Source organism: Prevotella sp. S7-1-8 (assembly GCF_000758925.1).
Classification (GTDB): Bacteria; Bacteroidota; Bacteroidia; order Bacteroidales; family Bacteroidaceae; genus Prevotella.
Genome location: NZ_JRNC01000039.1, coordinates 25,463 through 46,068, shown reverse-complemented (window position 1 = coordinate 46,068; position 20,606 = coordinate 25,463). Strand labels below are relative to the sequence as shown.

Genomic DNA, 20,606 nt, shown 5'->3' with positions numbered 1-20,606 from the left:
GGAGCGCAAATCATATGGCCTGCGTTTGGCAGGCATATGACAGGTATTGCAAGTCAGCCTAAACTGATGTTGAGCTTTTTTTGTGGGCGATATTTCTACCTCAATCTCTTTTCACCATAAAAAAGCCCAACCGATGGCTCACGCCCTTATGGTTAAGGGATTTTAAGACATAGAAGCCTTCGGGTAGGCGATACACGTTTATGGATTTTCCCTGATAGCTACGTGTGTCTATTATTGTGCCTTGCAAAGTTTCTATAACAATCAAGCTGGCATCCAAGGCACTGTTTTTTGCGGGTAAAGATAGTTGCTTGCCATCGCAGTGGAGAAGCGGCACGTCAATTCTTTCGGGCTCTCGCATACGGTGACTTTGTGCCGCATTACTCTCATTGCCATATCGATTCATCGAAGTGACTGCAAAATACAATCCTTCGGTCGCCATGCTTAGTATATTATTTTGATAGCGAATGGCTACGAGGTTATTAGGATCGTCTGTGTCTACCGGCCAACATCGACTTGCATATATATTATAATAAGGTGAAGAACCTGTCCATTTAAGCCCATTTTGGTACACTTGAATATCCGTAGGAGTCTTTGGCGTTATTTTTTTAGCCCATGTCATGGGTGGAACAAGGGATGGATGGCTGTTGAAACGAGATACGAAGTCGTATATGCCTTGCTCATTATCCGTGAGAAACTTGCCACGAAAAAACGTTTGCCCCAATCCATATTGGCGCAACACATACATCTCGCGGGTAATGTCTTCCAGCTTCCAATTACCCTCGCGTGGATTGAGAAAATAGATACCAAGACCCGGAGCCACCGTTTTGCCATGACTCTGTTCAGCCCAATCGATAGCGAAAGGGAAAAACTGGTTGTCCCTAAAATACATCATTGGGTATAGTTGGTCCATGAGCCCATCGCGCAACCAGCCCTGCGCATCCTGGCAAACTCTCTCATAGGCGTTCCATCCGTGACTCCAATAACGGCTAAGGTCCTTGAACTTACCTATGGGCGAACAACTCATTTTTACCCATGGCTTTATAAGTTTGACGCGATTGTGAATGGCACTGACAATGTTGGTGATGTATTTTCGTCCCTGTTCGCGGGTCACCTTGAGCTTCCATTTTTCTGGATAACGAATATAATCTAAATGAATGCCATCAATATCATAGTTGGAAACCAATTCGCCACAGATGTCGGCAAGGTACGTCGCGGTGCGTGGATCCTCGGGATTCATATATCCATCAGTATCGATACGCCTTATGAGCGAATTGAATTTTCTTCTCAATGTTTTGCATCCAATTCCATTCCATTTGCCCACGGGCAGGGTGACAACCCACGCATGGCACTCCATGCCACGTTTGTGACATTCTTCGATGGCATATTTCAAGGCATCGTAGCCCGGCGATTTGCCAGGGATGCCACTGAGGCAGCCATCCCACGGCTCTTGCGCAGACGGATAGATGGTAGTGGCCCTAATGCGCGCTTGAATAAGTACGGTGTTGATACCAGCTTTCTGATAAAGATCTAAGAGCGTGCGTAATTCTTGCCGTTGACGCTCTATGCCATACTGGTTTCGCGCGTAATGGCTTGGCCAGTCAAGCCCACCTATCGTGGTTAGCCATACGGCACGAACTTCGTGCTTGGGCGGTCGGGTGGATTGGGCAAAAAAAGAAATCCACGAAAATGAAATCAATAGAGTGAGAACAATTCGCTTGGTCATTCGAATAAAATTTGATTACAAAGGTAGTTATTATTTTTCTTTATTTCAAAAATAAACTGTACTTTTGCATTCGAGGGTCAATGTGATAGCTACTTGATGGGATATTCCCACATGCTGAATAATTGATAACTTAAACTTCAGCGAATGATAGCGTTAGTTTTAAAACATTAACCAACAATAACTTATGAAAAAAGTTTTAATGATATTGACAGCGTTGTTGTTGACTGTATCGGCCAACGCACAGTTTGAAATGGACAAGAAGTACGCCGGTGCGTCACTCACGGGTCTCGACTTGAGTTTTAACGGCCTCCAAAAAATGCGTGTAGGATTGTCTGCCAAGGCTGGATATATGGTGGATGACGACTTGATGCTTTTGGGGGAGCTGGCCTATAACCACCCCGGAAAGGACATGCCAGACTCTTTTTCCGCTGGTGCGGGTGGTAGATATTATATTGAGCAAAATGGCATTTTTCTTGGTGCCAGCGTGAATTATCTACACGCTTCAAAATACAACGACCTCATGCCACAAGTCGAGGTAGGCTACGCGTTCTTTATAAGTAGGACGGTTACGATCGAACCATCCATCTATTATCGTCAAAGTTTCAAGAAACACGCAGATTATTCCACCATTGGCTTGCAGATAGGCTTTGGTATTTATATAGATTAGGACAGAGAAAATATATATACCATTTTATGGAACAATTACCCTCGGTTCTTTTGGAAAAGGCGGTTTCCGAGTTTAGCAAACTCCCTGGTATAGGACGCAAGACGTCTTTGCGACTTGTTTTGCATCTGCTTAGGCAACCTGTTGAAAGCGTTGACACGTTTGCGGAGGCTATCTCTTTCGTGAGAAACAATATCAACTATTGCAAAGTGTGCCATAATATCAGTGACAACGAAATCTGTCCTATCTGTGCTGACAAATCGCGCGACACGTCAATGGTGTGTGTGGTAGAAAACGTACAAGACGTGATGGCTATTGAAAGCACACAGCAGTATCATGGATTATACCATGTCTTAGGTGGCGTGATTTCTCCCATGGATGGTGTTTCTCCGTCAGATCTTGAGATAGACTCATTGGTTAATCGAGTGGCACAAGGGCAGATTAAAGAGGTAATCTTTGCGTTGAGTTCCACTATGGAGGGTGACACAACCAATTTTTATCTATCACGCAAGTTGAAAGACTATCCGGTAAAATTAAGTTTGATAGCTCGGGGCATTGCCGTTGGAAACGAGTTGGAATATGCTGATGAGGTTACGCTTGGTCGATCAATATTGAACCGTACGCCATTGGAGTAATTGTCTATATGGCGCACGTCCGCGAAAGTTTTCGTGCCAAAACGCATAGTTCAGACATGTAGCATTGCTCTCATTTCAATAAGGATAAACATAATGCCGCGATGAATTTATCTCCACAAAAATTTTTGTTATTTTTGTTTATAGCGATGATTGCCATTGGCTTAGCCATCGTGACGCTTTACGAATGTGACGTGCTCACTTCCGCGAACTATAATGGACATGGCGTGTCAGAATATCATACTGTAATGATCATGGAATTGTTAACCATCTGCTTGATACCGTTTTCACTTCGTTTGTTTAAATTTAAACATGTGCGACGCCAATTGACTTCCAACGCAGCGTCAGCTTTGCGTAAATGGGGTGCCATCAGGCTCTTTATGATCGCACTTCCGATGATATTCAACACCATTCTATATTATCAATTTATGAATGTAGCTTTTGGATACTTGGCTATTATATGTTTGCTTAGCTTGGCTTTTATATATCCATCCAAGGCCAAATGCGATCAAGAAACAAACAAGAATACTTGAAGCTATCCATTATCATAGTAAGTTATAAAGTCAAGTATTACCTTGAGCAATGCTTGTTGTCTGTCCGTCGTGCTGTTGAGGGCATTGATGCGGAGGTCATAGTCATTGATAATCATTCGGAAGATGGAACGGTAGATTATATTTCTACACGCTTCCCAGAAATAAAGGTCATTGCCAGTACAAATAATTTAGGTTTTTCAAGGGCTAACAACAAGGCTATCAGGCAGAGTAAGGGTGACTATGTGTTGCTGCTAAACCCTGACACGGTGGTAGGCGAAGATGTGTTACGTCGATGCATACAATTTATGGATGAACACGAACGAGCTGGTGGTTTGGGCGTGCGTATGCTCCAGGCCAATGGCTCTGATGCTCGCGAGTCAAGACGAGGACTGCCTACTCCGATGACGTCTTTTTACAAGATGACGGGACTTTGTAATTGGTTTCCCCAAAACAAGGTGTTCGGAAAATATTACATGGGATACTTGTCTTGGGATGTTGCCGCGAAAATAGAAGTCATAAGTGGCGCGTTTTGTATGCTACGACGACAGACACTAAATGAAGTGGGGCTGTTGGATGAGGATTTTTTCATGTATGGTGAGGACATAGATTTGAGTTTCCGCATCTTAAAAGGCAAATGGGAAAATTGGTATTTACCCCTAAAAATATTGCATTACAAGGGAGAAAGCACACAAAAAACGCATTTTCGTTATGTACATGTTTTCTACCAAGCCATGTTAATTTTCTTACGTAAGCACTATGGAAACCAAAGCTTTCTTTTGAATATACCAATACGTTTAGGGATATTTCTTAAGGCTATGCTTGCGCTCGTTGGCATGTGTATAGAGCAGATTAGATACAATTTGGGATTTGTGAAAAACAAGCGCATAGACAATGTTTTATATCTGTGTGATGTCAGAACTGAGAACAAGCAGAAGTGTAACACCCTGTTGGAAAATCATGGACTACGTGCGATATTTATCAATAATAGCGAAGAAAAAGAAATTTCTACATCAGAAACCGAACGTATATATAAGGTATACGACATTTCCAAATACACATTCAAAGAAATATTTGACCAAATGTCCAATGAGACAGACTGTCGTTTGTATATGGCATTTTACAATCCAAACAACATGAGTGTCATTACTGATGCAGACATTATACGCTAAGAACAATGGAAGATACGCCCAAAGTTACATTACGAGCCATCGAGCCTGAAGATCTTGATGAGCTATATAATATAGAGAACGACCAAGAACTTTGGAATGTTGGCAATAACAATATGCCTTACTCAAGATTTGCCTTGCATGAATATATCGCCAATATTACTGGAGACATATACGTGGATCAGCAATTGAGATTAATGATATGCGACGAGCATGGGCATACTGTAGGCATGATAGACCTGGCCAATTTTAATCCACAACATCAACGCGCCGAGGTTGGCATCGTTATTCGGAAGGATAGGCGTGACAAAGGGTATGGTTTGGCCGCCATCAAGCAACTCATAGACTATTCTCAAAGAATACTGCACATACATCAACTCTATGTCATGGTATGTAAGGACAATGCCAAGTGTATCAAGGTGTTTGAGGAGGCCGGGTTCAGACGCCAAGCTATTCTAAAAGAATGGTTGTATGATGGTGAAGGTTTCAAGGACATTATACTGTTGCAATTTTTTTTATAATTTACCTTTTTTTTCTTGGTTCAATGAAATAAAAGCGGTATCTTTGCAGCCGTTAAAAACAAAGAGTTGGTTTTACGACCTAAATATGGTGTGTTAGTTCAGTTGGTTAGAATGCCTGCCTGTCACGCAGGAGGTCACGAGTTCGAGTCTCGTACACACCGCTTATATATCGGTAAAACTTTCATGGTGCGTTAGTTCAGTTGGTTAGAATGCCTGCCTGTCACGCAGGAGGTCACGAGTTCGAGTCTCGTACGCACCGCATTACTTTCGAGGTTAGCCTCGAAAGTTTTTTTTGATATAAGTCAAGAAACAACATTTTTATATATCGTAACACGTTGTTTTGCCATATTTTTTAAGGTTTAAGTATCTGAAATAAAATATAATAGCTAAATTTGCAAATGGAAAAAATGAAATTTTATTATTGTTTATCAATTATTATATTCATTAGATCATGACAGAAAAGAAAGCAACAGTGAAGAGCGCTACAGCCAAGTCAGCCGGAGCGGCAAAATCATCAACTTCAAAAACAGCCTCTGCAAAAAGATGTGCCACAAAGAAAGCGGCGATCATGGTAGATGCCGAAAATGCAGGATTTCGCGCAGGAGACGTATACCAAGCTCTCTCCGCGGCTGGCGCCGCAATGTCCGTAGCTGAACTTGCCAAGGCAACACAGAAGACTGACACGGAAATTCTTTTAGGTATTGGATGGCTGCTTAAGGAAGGCAAGGTTAAGGGAGAAGAAGGTAAAATAGCTTTGGCCTAATGTGTGATGGGATGATATAGCGGAAAGTTTTTCAAAGATTAAATTGTGTTTTAGTATTGTTTGAAACAAGTTCCTTGTATCATTAACGATATTATCCACCTATTCGTATGACATTGTTCGACGATTTGGTGGATTTGTTTTTCTTTCGAGTAGGCTTCTGTCCTGCGAAGAGCCATTTGAAAAGTGCCAACTTATAATTGACGCCTATGATAGTGGAATAATTTTTGAGAATTTCCGTCCACCCATTTTTCCCAGAGTGTAGAGGTGGACTACAACATCATGATACATTTTTCTTTTCTTGCAATTGTATTTTCACAAAATTGCTGACTTTACGTGTCAAGTTATTGGGTGAAAGGCATTAGAAGAATGTGAGGTGATTAGAATAGAAAAATCCCAAAGAAACCGTCGCGATAATCTTTGGGATTCTATTGGTAATATATAAGAGAGACAACCCTTATTTAACGAGTTTGAGGTCGTAATTCATGCCTTGGGCAGTAACGGGCTCTTCAAACTGGTCGTTAACCATGCGTAATGTAGAATCATTAAGTACCAAGAAATTGATGGTGTCGTTGGGTTCTGTGGGCAAACGGTAGTAGCTTTTCTCCGCTCCGTTTACAGTTTTGGTCAAAGAAATAACCTTCCCGGAATAGTTGTAAGTCTTCTCTACTTTTGTTTCTGATTTCATATAACTCTGCGTAAGGTTAAAACTCATGGCAGAGTCAGAAGTAAGAGCAAGCCTATAACGAATGCCATATGTGTCAGCAGCGGGGGTCAAGCCCTCATATACGGTAGAATCTGTTGCCGCGACCTCGGTGTTTGCCGCAGGCTCTGTTTTTTTTCCATTGTTGCAAGAAGCTATAAAAGCTGCGCACGCAACGAGCATTAATGTTACTTTTTTCATTGTCCTAATTTTTATGTATGATTTATCCTATGTATAATAACGTTTTATATCATGTTTTGTTATATGTTTGCAAAATATTTTTCAACGTAAATAAAGCGGCAATTCATAGATGGAAGTGTCCTTTTGTGTCATTCGCCATCAGCATCTTCGTCCTCTAAATTTTTATCTTTCGTGTCAAGCAGGTTATCCTTGGTCACGGTGACGTTTCCCAAATTATCAATCTTTAAGATAAGTGGTATGTATTCGTCGCTTGATTTGTCAGGACTCCCCACGCTGGCGGCAAAAATCAAATGGTTTCCCTTTGCTTGAACAAAGACAATACCTAACAACGCGCCATCATTAAAGTACATATTGTCTACATATTCTTTAAAAAAACTTTTAGTGAAAGTTTTCTCAAAAAAAACAGAGCTATCCGCCCGAACAATCTTCAGCGCAATTCTATTATCATAATAACATACCTCTCCGTCATGTGCCAAAGGCAAAGAAGGGTCTGCCATTAGCTGCGTTTCAATGATGTATTTATTGCCAACCCATTCCACAGTACGGGTTTGGGTATAATCACCCATTTTGCGAGTTTTAGGAACCGCTGATATTTGTTTGTTTTTTTTAGTTATAATGATTGTGTTTGTTTTTTTTTGAGTGCACGAAATCACCACTATGGTGGCTATCAAGGTCATGCTTATTGATAATATTCTCTTCATCTTCATACGTACTTGCAACTGTGCAAATTTAGGTAAAAATTTCGAATTATTAGCTTGTAAGAATAAAAAACGAAAATAAATATTTCCGCATGGAGCTAATACTCTGCAATAGGTTAATGTTGGGTTACCTTCTTGCGATGATAGGGCTCTGGCTTTGGATTTGCGTGCTAAGCAATCATGGCGTAGGCTCTAAGAACAACCCCGGCCTTTTGCCATTCACAATGATTTGCCTGACCAAATTCACAGATTCCGCTTCGGTGATTTCTGTCACAAACACCACGACTTCTCCGATGACACCCTATGTTTTCTCAACCGCCGTTAATTCATGCGCACCTATAATAATATATATGCCTATTGTATCGTAACAGGGCGTTTCCTTGATGGCGAGGGCGGATTGTGATAAGTTACGATGACATAGTGTTGCAAGAACTGCCAAAACTGTCAATCCGCCACTGTCAAAACTGTCATTTTTTATGTTCATGCGCCGTTGGCATACTTTTCGCTTTTGCATAAGTGAATTTCCTCATGAAATATCAACAAGTAAAAACTGTTTAATAAAAATAAAATCAATTATGAAAGTAAGACCATTAGCAGACAGAGTATTAGTGCTACCTGCACAGGCAGAAGAGAAAGTAGGTGGAATTATCATTCCGGACACGGCTAAAGAGAAACCACAGCGTGGTAAGATCGTGGCTGTAGGCGAAGGCACCAAAGACGAGAAAATGATATTGAAAGAGAATGACGAGGTGCTCTATGGCAAATATGCAGGCACAGAGATGGAGTGTGATGGAACTAAATATCTCATGATGCGTCAAAGCGACGTTTTGGCAATTGTGGAGGATTAAAACATTACAATACGAAGTCTATAAAAAAATGCGATAGCATAAACGTTTTTATAGTCGTTCGTTTATCGATATAACAATCTATAATTTCATAAACAAAAACTTACCATTGGTAGTGGTGTTTGATAGGACGATGGCATACATCGGGAATGCGAAGACACCACCAACATGGGATAATAATTTAAAATAAGCTATGTCTAAGATTATTAAATTTGATACAGAAGCCCGCGAATTGCTGAAACAGGGCGTAGACCAGTTGGCAAATGCAGTGAAAGTGACCCTTGGGCCTAAAGGTCGCAATGTGGTTTTGGAGAAGAAATATGGCTCTCCTCTGATTACCAAAGACGGTGTTACCGTAGCCAAGGAAGTGGAGTTGGAGGACAAGTTTGAGAATACAGGCGCACAGTTGGTAAAGAGTGTGGCTAGCAAGACAGGCGACGACGCAGGCGATGGCACCACGACAGCCACCGTATTGGCTCAGGCAATCGTCAACGAGGGCTTGAAAAACGTAGCCGCAGGCGCTAACCCCATGGACTTGAAACGTGGCATTGATAAGGCCGTGAACAAGGTAGTTGCCTATATCAAGCAGAACGCGGAGGTTGTAGGCGACAATTATGACAAGATAGAGCAGGTTGCCACTGTGTCTGCAAACAACGATCCAGAGATTGGCAAGTTGCTTGCCGATGCTATGCGCAAGGTTTCAAAAGACGGCGTTATCACTATCGAGGAGAGTAAAACGCGTGACACCAGCATAGGCATGGTAGAGGGTATGCAGTTTGACCGCGGCTATTTATCGGGCTATTTTGTAACCGACACTGACAAAATGGAATGTGTGATGGAAAATCCATATATCCTCATTTACGACAAGAAAATCAGCAACCTCAAGGAGTTCTTGCCTGTGTTGCAGCCTGCTGCCGAGAGCGGTCGTCCATTGTTGGTTATCGCCGAGGATGTGGATTCCGAGGCTCTCACTACCCTTGTGGTGAACCGTCTGCGTGGCGGTTTGAAGATTTGCGCCGTTAAGGCTCCGGGCTTCGGCGACCGTCGCAAAGCCATGCTTGAAGACATCGCCGTGCTTACCGGTGGCGTTGTGGTCAGTGAGGAAAAGGGACTCAAACTTGAGCAGACCACATTGGAGATGCTTGGTACCGCCAAGAAAGTGACCGTGTCTAAGGACAGCACCACCGTGGTGGATGGCGCTGGCTCCAAGGAGAACATTGAGGCGCGTGTGGCACAAATCAAGAACGAGATATCTAACAGCACCAGCTCTTATGACAAGGAGAAACTGCAAGAGCGTTTAGCCAAATTGTCAGGTGGCGTAGCGGTGCTCTACGTAGGTGCCAACTCCGAGGTCGAAATGAAAGAAAAGAAAGATCGAGTGGACGACGCGCTCTGCGCTACTCGCGCTGCCATCGAGGAGGGTGTAGTGCTTGGTGGTGGAACCACTTACATACGCGCTCAACAGGAGCTTGTCAACCTCAAGGGCGACAACGCGGACGAGCAGACGGGTATTAACATAGTGTGCCGAGCCATCGAGGAGCCGCTGCGCCAGATTGTGTTCAACGCTGGTCTCGAAGGCGCCGTGATTGTTGATAAGGTGCGCGAAAGCAAAGGTGACAACGGTTATAACGCTCGCAAGGACGTATACGAAGATTTGCGCGTGGCAGGCGTTATCGACCCGGCCAAGGTGGCTCGTGTGGCTTTGGAGAATGCCGCTTCCATCGCTGGCATGTTCCTCACCACCGAATGTGTCATAGCTGACAAACCCGAGGAGGCCGCTCCGGCTATGCCAGCCGCCCAGCCTGGAATGATGTAATTTTCAATCATGATACCAATGACGTGGGGGATATGCCAAACAATGGCGTATCCCCTCGTTTTTTAGTTTAACGTTTGGGATGAACGCAGTGAACGCAGGGCATTGCATGCAATGATTGATAATTCAGTTTTTTAGTCGATAATGTCTTCTTGCTAAATGATTGCAGTTAGTCATGCCACCACTGATGGACCGCTAAATGGGTAAAAACAAGACAGAAGAAAGCGCCTTGGCTTATTCGTACACCAACATGCTTAAGCCGGTATGATATGTGAATATGCAAGAAAAATGTGAAAAGTGACGTGTTTAAATGAAAAATGTCATTTATTTATTAATTCCCATAATTTTTTTTTCAAAAAAATTTGGATGTAATATACAAACTTATTAACTTTGCAATATATAGATGAGAATAAAAGTCCCACAAGGGCTTCAAAGATATTTTTTGATTTGTTTTAGTAGATTAGTTTTTAAGTAGTTTGTTTTTAGAAATCGGATGTCGTGATGACATCCGATTTTTTTTGTATCTTTCGAAAAATACATTACCTTTGCAGCATGAAACCCAAAATTCATATTGATTGGAAAAAGGGGCTGATATTTCTGTTAATATCTGCCGGGCTCATCTATATCACTAAATCTATTTTGATGTCACTCGGCATTGTTTTGTTATTGTTTGTGATAGACGGCTTGTTGGCAAACTGGGAGTATCGCAAAAAAACGAAGAAAATATTTGATGAGCTAAGAAAGCAAAAAATCGAAAAGGGGGATGATGACAAAACTGCCGAGAGATAGCTCGAATATCAACACTTCGTAGTAATCGTATTAAAAGATGGGGCTTGGCCATGGGCCATTGTATTCTAATATATAGGAGTCGCGCCATGTTTCTTTGTAAATTATTACCGTCGACCTCAGCGTTTACATGTTTAATGCATCCGCGTTTTTGATGTCTCAAACACTCTGTTAATTATGGAACAACTTATTCAGCTATATACAAACTGGGCCGGAGAGAAGCCTCGGCAGGTTGAGAAACTGATAGGTGCCGGTAGTAACCGGCAGTATTATCGCATGTCGGATGTCTCCGGCAATGCCGTTATCGGTGTTGTTGGCACAAGCCGTGACGAGAATCATGCATTCGTGTATCTCTCTCGGCAGTTTGTTCGTAGAAAGTTGCTCGTGCCAGAGGTGTTGGCCGTGAGCGAGGACGAGATGTGCTATTTGCAAACAGACCTTGGAAACATCTCGCTTTTCGATGCCATCAAGGGTGGCAGGGAGGCTGGTGGACGATACAATGTGGCAGAGAGGGAGCTGCTTTTTCGCACGATTCGAGAGTTGCCCAATATACAAGTCAGAGGCGCGTTAGGCTTGGATTGGTCCAATTGCTATCCCGAACCGGAATTCAACGAGGACAGCGCGTTGTTCGATTTGAATTATTTCAAGTATTGTTTTCTTAAACCGTCGAACCTTGATTTTCATGAGCTGAAGTTAGAAGCCAGCTTCCGGCGTTTGGCCAAGGACCTCGCCTCGGAGTCGGGCGAGTATTTCTTATATCGTGATTTCCAAGCCCGAAACGTCATGCTCGACGCTAACGGAAATCCCCATTTCATTGATTTTCAAGGCGGAAGGAAAGGACCTTACTATTATGATTTGGCATCTTTCTTATGGCAGGCGTCCGCCAAATATCCTTATAAGCTGCGCAGGGACCTTGTAGCTGCCTATTACGATTCTCTCAAACAATACGTAGAGGTGCCCAATATCCGCCATTTTGCAGCGCGCCTTACACTGTTTGTGTTGTTCAGGACGCTTCAAGTGCTGGGCGCGTATGGTTTTCGAGGTTACTTCGAGCGCAAACAACACTTCATTGACAGTATCCCTCCGGCCATTGATAACCTGCGCGATTTGTTGAAACTGCGCAAGGAACTGCTGCCTTATCCTTACCTGCGAGAAACTTTGTCGCGGCTCACGCAGGTGTCTCAATTCACCGTGGGTGAGATGCCGAAGCAGACTCGCCACGACGGATATAAAACCACCGCGCGCAACATTTACGACGCGCATCCGCAAGATGGTCCGGCCACTTTCTCCAAGTATGACGGTAAGGGACCGTTGAAAGTGACAGTTTACAGCTTTTCTTACCACAAGGGAATTCCGGCGGACGAGTCTGGAAATGGTGGCGGGTATGTGTTCGATTGTCGCGGTACGCATAACCCCGGGCGATACGAGCCATACAAAAAACTGACCGGGCTTGACGAGCCAGTCGTTCGATTTCTGGAGGACGATGGTGAGATCTTGGAGTTCTTAAACCATGTCTATGCCTTGGCCGACAAGCATGTGGCACGATATATACAGCGCGGTTTTACACATTTGATGTTTTGTTTTGGCTGTACGGGTGGTCAGCATCGAAGTGTTTACAGTGCGCAGCACCTCGCGCGGCATATCCACGAGCGGTTTGGTATAGAAGTGAGAGTGGTTCATCGAGAGCAACATATCAGCCAAACATTCGCCGCTGTTTCTCCCAAGGGATAGATTTCCTTCCGTCAGGCTGACACCAATGGCATGCTCATGATGATCGTCCATGCCTTTGTCCCTCGCGACAACTTCGGTTGTTGTCTGGATAATTCATGGCGCGCGACATATGATAAAGGTATATACCATCAATGAGCCGTTCGATATAGGGTAGGGCTACGGTGTACGGCATCTTGTTTTTATTGCGCCATTCGTTTTGATTTCTGCCATTTAATTGCTAATTTTGCATCATGAAGCAAGCCATGATTTTTGCCGCGGGCTTAGGAACTCGCCTGAAACCGCTTACCGATACCATTCCCAAGGCATTGGTAAGGGTAGGTGACGAGCCTTTGCTTAAACGGGTAGCGCTTAGGCTTCGCGCCGCGGGGTTCACCCGCGTGGTCGTCAATGTGCATCATTTTGCCCCTCTTGTCATCGAGTATCTTAAGGCAAACAACAACTTCGGGCTTGATATTCGGATAAGTGACGAAACCAATCAGCTTCTTGATACTGGTGGCGGATTGCGCAAGGCGGCTTCCTTGTTTGATCCAAATTATCCCATACTCATTCACAACGTCGACATCTTGAGCAATGTCAACCTCGCCAAATTCTACGCGTTGGACACCCAAGTGGATAGCTCGGAATGTGACGAGCGGGGTAATTTGCCCGGCGCCCGGCTATTGGTGAGTTGGCGTCAAACCCAAAGATACTTGCTTTTCAACGACCAAATGCACTTGGTGGGGTGGGTAAACATCAAGACCGGCGAGGTGAAATCACCTTTCCCCGAGGTGAGTTTGGCCTTGGGCAAGCTCTCTTTCCCTCTCAATGTGGAAGCCGGGCCACAGGTGTTGGCAGGTCTTTACCATGCCTATGCCTTTAGTGGCATACACAGTTTCTCGCCACGCATGTTCCCGCGCATGGAGGAATGTCCTGACAAGTTTCCCATTATGGACTTCTATTTGCGTCAATGCGGACAAGTGCCAATTAAAGGTTATGTTAAGCATGACTTGCGGTTAATGGATGTTGGGAAACTCAACGCGCTTGATGACGCGGAGACTTTCGCGCGACAATTAGAATTAGACAATAACAATAATAACCATTCTTAATTAGGTAGCTCAGACGTTTTACGCTTCATGGAAGTGACGAGAGCTTTTTATTTATGCAACAGAAGATTATCATTCTCGACTTTGGCTCGCAGACCACGCAGCTTATAGGCCGTCGAGTACGCGAGTTAGACACCTTCTGCGAGATCCTGCCCTACAACAAGTTTCCCGAAGACGACCCCTCCGTCATCGGTGTTATCCTTAGCGGAAGTCCCTATTCGGTGCACGACAAGGAGGCTTTCAAGGTAGACCTCAGCAAGATTGTCGGTAAATATCCTGTGTTAGGTATATGCTATGGCGCCCAGTTTATCAGCCTTGAGGGCGGCGGTACGGTAGAGCAAGCAGGAACGAGAGAGTACGGGCGAGCCAACTTGCAAAGTTTTGACGCTGGAAACATCCTGTTTCGTGGCTTCGACTTGGGGTCTCAAGTATGGATGAGTCATGGTGACACCATTACTTCCATTCCTAAAGATTTTCATGTCATAGGCTCTACCGCCGACGTGAAATTTGCCGCATTTGCCAGCTCCACCAAGCCTGTTTGGTGCGTCCAATTCCACCCCGAGGTATACCATTCCACACAAGGTACGCAACTTCTCAAAAATTTTGTTGTGGATATTTGTGGCAGCGAACAATCGTGGAGTCCGGCCTCGTTCGTGGAAACAACGGTCTCGGAGTTGAAACAACAATTGGGCGATGACCGAGTGATATTAGCTCTTTCGGGTGGCGTGGACTCATCGGTTTGTGCCGTGTTGCTTAACCGCGCCATTGGCAAAAACCTCACTTGCATCTTTGTGGATCACGGTATGTTACGCAAGAACGAGTTTAAAAACGTGATGCAGGCTTACGAAGGCTTGGGGCTTAATGTGATAGGCGTAGACGCCTCTGATAAGTTTTTTGCTGATTTGGCAGACGTAAAGGACCCGGAGAAAAAACGCAAAATCATCGGTCGCGACTTTATCGGAGTGTTCAATAGCGAGGCTTCCAAAATAACCGACGCAAAATGGCTGGCGCAGGGCACGATTTATCCTGACCGGATAGAGAGTTTGAGCATCACGGGCATGGTTATCAAGAGCCATCATAACGTGGGTGGTTTGCCCAAGGATATGCGACTAAAGCTCTGTGAGCCGTTGAGATGGCTTTTCAAGGATGAGGTTCGCCGCGTGGGATATGAATTGGGCATGCCCGAGCGTCTCATCAAAAGGCATCCGTTCCCGGGTCCTGGACTGGCCGTGCGCATTCTTGGAGACATCACGCGTGAGAAAGTTCGCGTACTCCAAGATGCGGATGATATTTACATCACCAAGATGCAAAATTACAAGATGCCCGATGGAACGAGCCTCTACGACCACGTTTGGCAGGCAGGAACAGTGCTGTTGTCAGAAATTCGTTCGGTGGGGGTGATGGGCGACGAGCGCACTTATGAGAATCCTGTCGCGCTGCGCGCTGTAACCTCCATGGATGCCATGACGGCCGATTGGGCACATCTTCCTTATGATTTCTTGGGCGAGGTGTCCAACGAAATTATACGCAAGGTGAAGGGGGTCAATCGCGTTTGCTATGACATTTCGTCCAAGCCACCCTCGACAATAGAGTGGGAATAGGCGTCCCTGCACAGCTTTAGAAAAAGCCAAGAAGAAAGAACAAAGGCGGCTTCATGTGTTTGGGCTGCCTTTTTTCAATATGATGAGGGAACCGTAATTTTTGCTATCTTTCACCATCAAATGCTTATATCGGTCCAACCGCTGCCTTGTCGGTATAAACCTCCGCGCGTTAAGCGAGCGCTCTTGGCCGGGAAATATGGACGATGTGTGCCCGTCATCGCCCGCCCTAAGAAGGGCAATATCAAAGCTTCCCTCTTGTTCCGGCAGGACAACCATAAAGCGGAACCTTGGAATTTTCCCAATGTTTCAAGACGGAGGCAAACATGATATATGAAATCAAAATACGAGACGAAAGTTGCGATTTGTTTCGCATGATAGCGGGATGGCTCGTTGAGAGCTCGTAAATAGTCGACACGACCATGTCATTAGGCAAATGCCGACTTTTTATTTGCCATGAATTATTTTAACAACATGTATCCCATAATTCACCTGTAGAGAAATATCATCGCTTTAGCTCGAAAAACGCCGAAAATCAGCTGCCTTTGCAACTTGTTTATAAACATAACTTTATGAAATTTAATGTTATAAATGTTTTTTTATAATGTCGGTGTGGCTTGCCTTTAAGTACCAATGGTGACGCCATTAAAACTTGATCACGTCGCATTTAGGGCTTGTAGGCATGACGATTAAACCCTTTACGCAGTTCGAATGGTATCTTTTCGGCCCGATTGTAGTCAGCAAAAGCATACGAATATTGTCCGCATCCATATTTAGAAGGTTTTTTAACCGCTAAAAAGAACATTTTGTAAATAGCTCAAATGATGATATATTTTTGACAAAATGAAGGAGGACGTGCGCCCTGTTTGCCGCCGGGCACCTTGGCATGGAAATGCTGGCCAAGAACTTCCGGCGCAACATGGCGCGCCACCGAAGACGCCTGTAGGCTGCGAGGTAGACCGAGGCTGGCAATGTAAAGATCCATGTAAGATTGGATAAGACAAAATGGCATTCCCTATTCGCATGGAGAATGGCCATAACTATTTTTTTTAAAACCTTGTCAACCTATTGAATTTCATACGATATAACAAAATCTTAATTCCTGAAATTTTAGAGATTTTTTTTTGATCGTGCCGTATTTTTTTTCACAATCCATTACAATCTTCCATAGCCCAATGTCACTTTCTTTTTTCCCCGGTTGGGGTTCAAGGCATAACAAATAGAAAAGGTTTAAATGAAAAGTCAAAAAAAAACTTAACAATCGAGTTTTTATATAAATTTGTGATTAACTTTGTAATATACGTTTGATAAATACATATGTACTCTAAACTTTTTACGCTCCTTTGCCTCGTGGCATTTTTTTTAGTGGGCGGTTGTGATAAGAACAAGAAAAGTGATGGCACATCTCCTGTTGACACCATACCAATGATGGTAATGCAGATACAAAAATGCTCAAGACTATATACCTCTGAATATCAATTGCGTAAGATTGTGACATATGATGATGACATTTCTTTTGACGGATTGATATTTAATGAGAAAATCAAGATAGAGCTGCCCATGGGCAAACGCAAAATAGCTATTCCCATGACAGCCACGGTTAAAGCTTATGTCGAGTTTGACAAATTTTCCGAACGTAACGTGAAGCGTCATGGTGACCGGTTGGAAATCGTCCTGCCAGACCCAGAAGTGACGATGACGAGTACTCAAATAGATCATAAATCCATAAAAAAGAAAGTGTCACTGCTGCGTCATAATTTTACAGACGAGGAGATGACAGGCATCCAGCAACATGGACGAGACGAAATGATCAAAGCTCTGCCCAAACTTGGAATAATTGAAAACGCACGCCAAAGTGCCGCTCGCCAAATTATTCCCATCATGGAACAAATGGGATATCCTAAAGAAAAAGTAACCATAACTTTCAGGAAAAAATTTTCCCCAAGCGATTTTCCATCTATCATTAGGAATATAGAATAAATTTTATGCTGTACGATAAAAAAAACAACGCTTATCCGTTACGTCGTTTAACGGGATTTTTGGGTAATAAAACCTTGCTTATTATTATACTGATGATTTTCATAACTGGTTTTATGGTTTATCTTGTCAGAGGATGCGATTTTACTATCAAAACGAATAATAAGTTTGGTATTACGCCTGTTCAAATATCAAAAATAAAAAGCATAGGTCAGTGGGAGTTTCTCGCTATAAGTGACGAAGAACTCGTTGACACTGTTAGGCACGGTTTCTTTGGGGATGATGAATTGTCTCGAATATACTATGGTACACTAAGATTGGGAATAGACTTAAGCCAAACAGAAGAAGGATGGATAAAAATGGATGAAGATACTGTAAATGTTATTTTGCCTCCTGTCAAACTGCTTGACGAAAATTTCTTGGACGAAGCTCGCACAAAATGTTTTTTTGAGGATGGAAAATGGAGCGATTTGGATAAGCGGAAACTTACCCAAAAGGCAGCTCGCGTAATGAAAGAAAGATGTCTAACGCAAGCCAACATTAAAACCGCGGAGCAAAACGCATCCGTTCAGTTTGACAATATGCTACACGCTATGGGATTTAACTTCACCAAGATAAGGTTTTGCAAAAAGAAAGCCAAGAAATAAACAAAAAACATCGATATAGTCACCTCTCAAAAAAGACATTGCGCTTTCTTCATACAAACTAATTGGATGAATTGGTGTTGAGAATGTAACTCCTGTCTTCCACAGCACCATATAATCACTTTTTCAATAAGACGCCAAAGAAAGCTCATGGCTCTTTTAAAGTTGAATGTGGCGAGTGAAATCCGCTCCACCTCAACGAAAAGTGGGTAGTTGTTATATCCTCCATTAGTCATTTGTTCACAAAGTCATCAAATTGTTTATTCATTTGAAGCATCCACTCGGGAAGTTTCGCTTTTGCGTTATCAATCAACTCTTCTGGTATTGTCTTGAAAAAAGCGTAAGCCATTGGTCCTGAAATGGCAGCCAGGGTGTCAGCGTCACCTCCTAAGGATATGGCCAACTTTAAACAATCCACATAATCTTCGCTTTTAAGAAAACATATAAGGGCTGCAGGGACTGTCTGTTGGCAGGTCTCATTAAAGTCATAGTCCGCTTTTATATCCTCATAGGTCAGGCCAGACCATTTGGAGTAGTATTTGTCAAGCACATGCTCACGAATAAATGCTTTGTCTCGCCCTTTTGTAGCGTGGAATATTGCCAAAGCAGTTGCCACAGCTCCTTTGATACCCTCAGGATGATTATGGGTGGGCAAGGCTGTCTGTGTGGCCAGTTCTATACATTCTTTGACATTCTTAGCCATAAATCCTGTTGACGAAACCCTCATGGCACTACCATTGCCACAAGAGTAATAAGATGGCTGAATATCTTTTGCAATAAGCCATCTTGCAAAACGTCCGCCAAATCCACGATAGAAGTCCGCGCGACATCTTTTCCAAAGGTTTTCAGCCATATCCAAATTCTTTATAAGCGCTTCCGCGCATGCAAACGTACAGACAGTATCATCAGTATAAGTATTCGATGAAAGCAGTAAATCGACAGCGTCATAATTTTTTGTACGCCTTTCAAACTCGTACGGCATCCCTGCAATGTCACCAATTGCAGCACTTAATAATAGATTTTTCTTTGTCAACTCTTTTTTATTTTACATTCCTGTTTACTTCCTATTCGTATAGCCGATAGGGCAAAATACGAATAAAATGAGACAAGATAAACTTACTCGTTTCTGTAATGATTTTCAAATTAGCAATATTTTGCCAGCGACGTATCATATCTAAAAGCGTTGGGAAAAAATGTCACATAAAATATGGACAGTCAAGTACAGCAGAAAACCCAAGTCCAGAAAAAACAAGGATTCATGATTTCGACCGTCCAACTTTAGCTCTACTTCTATAAAACTCAAAGGAATTATACAATGCAATAAGCCACACCGAAAGCACGAAAGGCGCTGTGAGTGTGACAATGCCCATATTCAAGCCAACAAATTGAATAATCATCGAAAGCCCTAAACCAACCAAAGCCTTGATATATACGCAAGATTTGGTATTTAGGATATTCGCTATAGCCAGAACAGTCAGAATGGCATTATAACCATACATTCCACTGTTTACCGAATGAGTTTCTACAAACGGAGTGATCAGAACCATCAAAGACAACAAGCTTGCTACAAAAGATTCCAGCGCCATCTTCCGCGAATTGATCAAGAGAGCCAAGAAAAAGAATATGCCAGTAAAAACACTTTTACCCTGCAACATAATCTGTCCAAAATTAAAAGACACAGCTTGAAACGGTGAAAAAAGTTCCTCTGTTTCAACCACAGCTACACCGGACTGTTGCAACACAGGCAAAACACGGCTCATAAGCAACATTATCCAAGTTATTATAACAAATGGGGCGGTGAGAGGGGGTAGATATTTTTGCCTCTCAAATGCGTGTGCCACAAGCGTTGTGATTAAAGAAGCTATGACCATGATTGAAACTGACCAAATATTAATTGGCATAAAACATGGGACGGCTATAGCCACAAGCGTCCCATTAAAGCCATAAAGGCCGTTTTCAATGTTTTCACGATCATATTTAAGAGCTATTGCTGTCAATGTGCTGATAATGGTACCCAGCAATGCAAATAAACACATTGTCATAGAATTACAGCCTATACCTATTAACATCAACACTCCTGACAGTGCATTGTTCTGAAACATCACCTGTCCCACACCACGAAATGTGGCTTTCATGATCTTATTCGGATTCATTAGTATTGCCTTAATAATTGAAAACCACCCATTAATCCATACTCCGAAAATAGTCTTCGTATCGTATGGTTTTGATTTTTAAGTCATCAGTCAACATTATAATAGTGTTTGAGCATTTCTGTTTCTTGACGACACAATTAATCCATGCGTCAAAGTTATGAAAAAACAATGAACAACCAAAATATGTACCTTAAAGTTTTTGCTCGCAAGCTTAATTCTGCTGTTTGATAAAATTTTGAGATAATGCCTAAGTTGCTTTCCGCCGCCGGGCCAAGGAATTTTTGGATAGTAAAACTTAATTAATTTACGGATTGAAACGTTCCGTCACTTATCAAAAATTATTTTTGCGATGTATGTGCCCGATATGAGTTTGTTG

The 20,606-nt window shown here is 43.0% G+C and carries 19 protein-coding genes, 2 tRNA genes and 1 pseudogene; 15 read left to right on the top strand and 7 right to left on the bottom strand.

The window, feature by feature from the left end:
• Nucleotides 1-100 precede the first annotated feature (100 nt).
• A complete protein-coding gene (locus tag HMPREF1640_RS07040) occupies nucleotides 101-1,723 on the bottom strand; it encodes a glycoside hydrolase family 10 protein (protein ID WP_036893533.1) in 1,623 nt (540 codons plus the stop codon).
• Between the two features lie 184 nt (nucleotides 1,724-1,907).
• Here HMPREF1640_RS07040 and HMPREF1640_RS07035 point away from each other — a divergent pair, with 184 nt between their 5' ends.
• The 7 genes from HMPREF1640_RS07035 (at nucleotide 1,908) to HMPREF1640_RS07000 (ending at nucleotide 6,002) form a co-directional block, all read left to right on the top strand.
• Nucleotides 1,908-2,390 carry an outer membrane beta-barrel protein gene (locus HMPREF1640_RS07035; protein ID WP_036893532.1) on the top strand — a complete coding sequence of 161 codons (483 nt, stop codon included), beginning with the start codon at nucleotides 1,908-1,910 and terminating at the stop codon, nucleotides 2,388-2,390.
• 26 nt (nucleotides 2,391-2,416) lie between these two features.
• Nucleotides 2,417-3,022, top strand: a complete 606-nt coding sequence (recR, locus tag HMPREF1640_RS07030; protein WP_036893531.1) for a recombination mediator RecR — start codon at nucleotides 2,417-2,419, stop codon at nucleotides 3,020-3,022.
• 499 nt (nucleotides 3,023-3,521) lie between these two features.
• A complete protein-coding gene (locus tag HMPREF1640_RS07020; protein ID WP_036893529.1) occupies nucleotides 3,522-4,721 on the top strand; it encodes a glycosyltransferase family 2 protein in 1,200 nt (399 codons plus the stop codon).
• A 5-nt stretch (nucleotides 4,722-4,726) separates the two neighbouring features.
• The gene (locus HMPREF1640_RS07015) at nucleotides 4,727-5,239 is read left to right on the top strand and encodes a GNAT family N-acetyltransferase (protein WP_036893527.1); all 513 of its coding nucleotides are present in this window, start codon (nucleotides 4,727-4,729) and stop codon (nucleotides 5,237-5,239) included.
• An 87-nt stretch (nucleotides 5,240-5,326) separates the two neighbouring features.
• A tRNA-Asp gene (locus HMPREF1640_RS07010) sits at nucleotides 5,327-5,400 on the top strand.
• A 24-nt stretch (nucleotides 5,401-5,424) separates the two neighbouring features.
• Nucleotides 5,425-5,498: transfer RNA gene (locus tag HMPREF1640_RS07005), tRNA-Asp, on the top strand.
• Nucleotides 5,499-5,690: 192 nt separating this feature from the next.
• Nucleotides 5,691-6,002 (top strand): winged helix-turn-helix domain-containing protein, encoded by a 312-nt coding sequence (locus HMPREF1640_RS07000; protein ID WP_036893525.1) that lies wholly within the window; start codon nucleotides 5,691-5,693, stop codon nucleotides 6,000-6,002.
• 454 nt (nucleotides 6,003-6,456) lie between these two features.
• Here HMPREF1640_RS07000 and HMPREF1640_RS06995 read toward each other — a convergent pair whose 3' ends face one another.
• Nucleotides 6,457-6,903: a copper resistance protein NlpE N-terminal domain-containing protein gene (locus tag HMPREF1640_RS06995; RefSeq protein WP_036893523.1), complete on the bottom strand. Its 447-nt coding sequence runs from the start codon at nucleotides 6,901-6,903 to the stop codon at nucleotides 6,457-6,459.
• A 128-nt stretch (nucleotides 6,904-7,031) separates the two neighbouring features.
• Entirely contained in the window at nucleotides 7,032-7,604 is a 573-nt protein-coding gene (locus HMPREF1640_RS06990) for a DUF4738 domain-containing protein (protein WP_036893555.1), read from the bottom strand.
• A 572-nt stretch (nucleotides 7,605-8,176) separates the two neighbouring features.
• Between HMPREF1640_RS06990 and HMPREF1640_RS06985 the strand changes: the two genes are divergently transcribed.
• The 6 genes from HMPREF1640_RS06985 (at nucleotide 8,177) to guaA (ending at nucleotide 15,459) form a co-directional block, all read left to right on the top strand.
• Nucleotides 8,177-8,449, top strand: a complete 273-nt coding sequence (locus tag HMPREF1640_RS06985) for a co-chaperone GroES (RefSeq protein WP_036893554.1) — start codon at nucleotides 8,177-8,179, stop codon at nucleotides 8,447-8,449.
• Between the two features lie 190 nt (nucleotides 8,450-8,639).
• Nucleotides 8,640-10,262, top strand: a complete 1,623-nt coding sequence (groL, locus tag HMPREF1640_RS06980; RefSeq protein WP_036893521.1) for a chaperonin GroEL — start codon at nucleotides 8,640-8,642, stop codon at nucleotides 10,260-10,262.
• 549 nt (nucleotides 10,263-10,811) lie between these two features.
• Nucleotides 10,812-11,048 (top strand): hypothetical protein, encoded by a 237-nt coding sequence (locus tag HMPREF1640_RS06975; RefSeq protein WP_036893520.1) that lies wholly within the window; start codon nucleotides 10,812-10,814, stop codon nucleotides 11,046-11,048.
• A 174-nt stretch (nucleotides 11,049-11,222) separates the two neighbouring features.
• Entirely contained in the window at nucleotides 11,223-12,776 is a 1,554-nt protein-coding gene (locus HMPREF1640_RS06970) for an RNase adapter RapZ (protein ID WP_036893518.1), read from the top strand.
• A gap of 230 nt (nucleotides 12,777-13,006) precedes the next feature.
• Nucleotides 13,007-13,861 (top strand): sugar phosphate nucleotidyltransferase, encoded by an 855-nt coding sequence (locus tag HMPREF1640_RS06965; protein WP_036893517.1) that lies wholly within the window; start codon nucleotides 13,007-13,009, stop codon nucleotides 13,859-13,861.
• Between the two features lie 53 nt (nucleotides 13,862-13,914).
• Nucleotides 13,915-15,459 carry a glutamine-hydrolyzing GMP synthase gene (guaA, locus tag HMPREF1640_RS06960; protein WP_036893516.1) on the top strand — a complete coding sequence of 515 codons (1,545 nt, stop codon included), beginning with the start codon at nucleotides 13,915-13,917 and terminating at the stop codon, nucleotides 15,457-15,459.
• A 165-nt stretch (nucleotides 15,460-15,624) separates the two neighbouring features.
• On the opposite strand, the pseudogene HMPREF1640_RS13250 reads toward guaA, so the two are convergent.
• Together HMPREF1640_RS13250 and HMPREF1640_RS13245 are read right to left on the bottom strand one after the other, a co-directional pair.
• Nucleotides 15,625-15,708 (bottom strand): annotated as a pseudogene (locus tag HMPREF1640_RS13250) (6-phosphogluconolactonase); the annotation flags it as partial.
• A 565-nt stretch (nucleotides 15,709-16,273) separates the two neighbouring features.
• Nucleotides 16,274-16,441, bottom strand: coding sequence for a hypothetical protein (locus tag HMPREF1640_RS13245; protein ID WP_156098743.1), 168 nt, complete (start codon nucleotides 16,439-16,441; stop codon nucleotides 16,274-16,276).
• A 365-nt stretch (nucleotides 16,442-16,806) separates the two neighbouring features.
• Here HMPREF1640_RS13245 and HMPREF1640_RS06950 point away from each other — a divergent pair, with 365 nt between their 5' ends.
• Nucleotides 16,807-17,436 (top strand): DUF4230 domain-containing protein, encoded by a 630-nt coding sequence (locus HMPREF1640_RS06950; RefSeq protein WP_231565860.1) that lies wholly within the window; start codon nucleotides 16,807-16,809, stop codon nucleotides 17,434-17,436.
• 5 nt (nucleotides 17,437-17,441) lie between these two features.
• On the top strand, nucleotides 17,442-18,080 hold the full coding sequence (locus HMPREF1640_RS06945; RefSeq protein ID WP_036893513.1) for a DUF4230 domain-containing protein: 639 nt from the start codon (nucleotides 17,442-17,444) through the stop codon (nucleotides 18,078-18,080).
• A gap of 229 nt (nucleotides 18,081-18,309) precedes the next feature.
• Here HMPREF1640_RS06945 and HMPREF1640_RS06935 read toward each other — a convergent pair whose 3' ends face one another.
• Both HMPREF1640_RS06935 and HMPREF1640_RS06930 read right to left on the bottom strand, forming a co-directional pair.
• Nucleotides 18,310-19,110: an ADP-ribosylglycohydrolase family protein gene (locus HMPREF1640_RS06935; protein ID WP_036893509.1), complete on the bottom strand. Its 801-nt coding sequence runs from the start codon at nucleotides 19,108-19,110 to the stop codon at nucleotides 18,310-18,312.
• Between the two features lie 223 nt (nucleotides 19,111-19,333).
• A complete protein-coding gene (locus HMPREF1640_RS06930; protein ID WP_231565859.1) occupies nucleotides 19,334-20,212 on the bottom strand; it encodes an urea transporter in 879 nt (292 codons plus the stop codon).
• Nucleotides 20,213-20,606: the final 394 nt, after the last annotated feature.

What these genes read in the sequence shown, in the direction of transcription:
- HMPREF1640_RS07015 (WP_036893527.1), top strand. Translation starts at nt 4,727, where the DNA reads ATGGAAGATACGCCCAAAGTTACATTACGAGCCATCGAGCCTGAAGAT.
- recR (WP_036893531.1), top strand. Translation starts at nt 2,417, where the DNA reads ATGGAACAATTACCCTCGGTTCTTTTGGAAAAGGCGGTTTCCGAGTTT.
- guaA (WP_036893516.1), top strand. Translation starts at nt 13,915, where the DNA reads ATGCAACAGAAGATTATCATTCTCGACTTTGGCTCGCAGACCACGCAG.
- HMPREF1640_RS06990 (WP_036893555.1), bottom strand. Translation starts at nt 7,604, where the DNA reads ATGAAGAGAATATTATCAATAAGCATGACCTTGATAGCCACCATAGTG.
- HMPREF1640_RS07020 (WP_036893529.1), top strand. Translation starts at nt 3,522, where the DNA reads ATGCGATCAAGAAACAAACAAGAATACTTGAAGCTATCCATTATCATA.
- groL (WP_036893521.1), top strand. Translation starts at nt 8,640, where the DNA reads ATGTCTAAGATTATTAAATTTGATACAGAAGCCCGCGAATTGCTGAAA.
- HMPREF1640_RS06965 (WP_036893517.1), top strand. Translation starts at nt 13,007, where the DNA reads ATGAAGCAAGCCATGATTTTTGCCGCGGGCTTAGGAACTCGCCTGAAA.
- HMPREF1640_RS06930 (WP_231565859.1), bottom strand. Translation starts at nt 20,212, where the DNA reads ATGAAAGCCACATTTCGTGGTGTGGGACAGGTGATGTTTCAGAACAAT.
- HMPREF1640_RS07000 (WP_036893525.1), top strand. Translation starts at nt 5,691, where the DNA reads ATGACAGAAAAGAAAGCAACAGTGAAGAGCGCTACAGCCAAGTCAGCC.
- HMPREF1640_RS06970 (WP_036893518.1), top strand. Translation starts at nt 11,223, where the DNA reads ATGGAACAACTTATTCAGCTATATACAAACTGGGCCGGAGAGAAGCCT.
- HMPREF1640_RS13245 (WP_156098743.1), bottom strand. Translation starts at nt 16,441, where the DNA reads ATGGATCTTTACATTGCCAGCCTCGGTCTACCTCGCAGCCTACAGGCG.
- HMPREF1640_RS06995 (WP_036893523.1), bottom strand. Translation starts at nt 6,903, where the DNA reads ATGAAAAAAGTAACATTAATGCTCGTTGCGTGCGCAGCTTTTATAGCT.
- HMPREF1640_RS06985 (WP_036893554.1), top strand. Translation starts at nt 8,177, where the DNA reads ATGAAAGTAAGACCATTAGCAGACAGAGTATTAGTGCTACCTGCACAG.
- HMPREF1640_RS06945 (WP_036893513.1), top strand. Translation starts at nt 17,442, where the DNA reads ATGCTGTACGATAAAAAAAACAACGCTTATCCGTTACGTCGTTTAACG.
- HMPREF1640_RS06975 (WP_036893520.1), top strand. Translation starts at nt 10,812, where the DNA reads ATGAAACCCAAAATTCATATTGATTGGAAAAAGGGGCTGATATTTCTG.
- HMPREF1640_RS07035 (WP_036893532.1), top strand. Translation starts at nt 1,908, where the DNA reads ATGAAAAAAGTTTTAATGATATTGACAGCGTTGTTGTTGACTGTATCG.
- HMPREF1640_RS07040 (WP_036893533.1), bottom strand. Translation starts at nt 1,723, where the DNA reads ATGACCAAGCGAATTGTTCTCACTCTATTGATTTCATTTTCGTGGATT.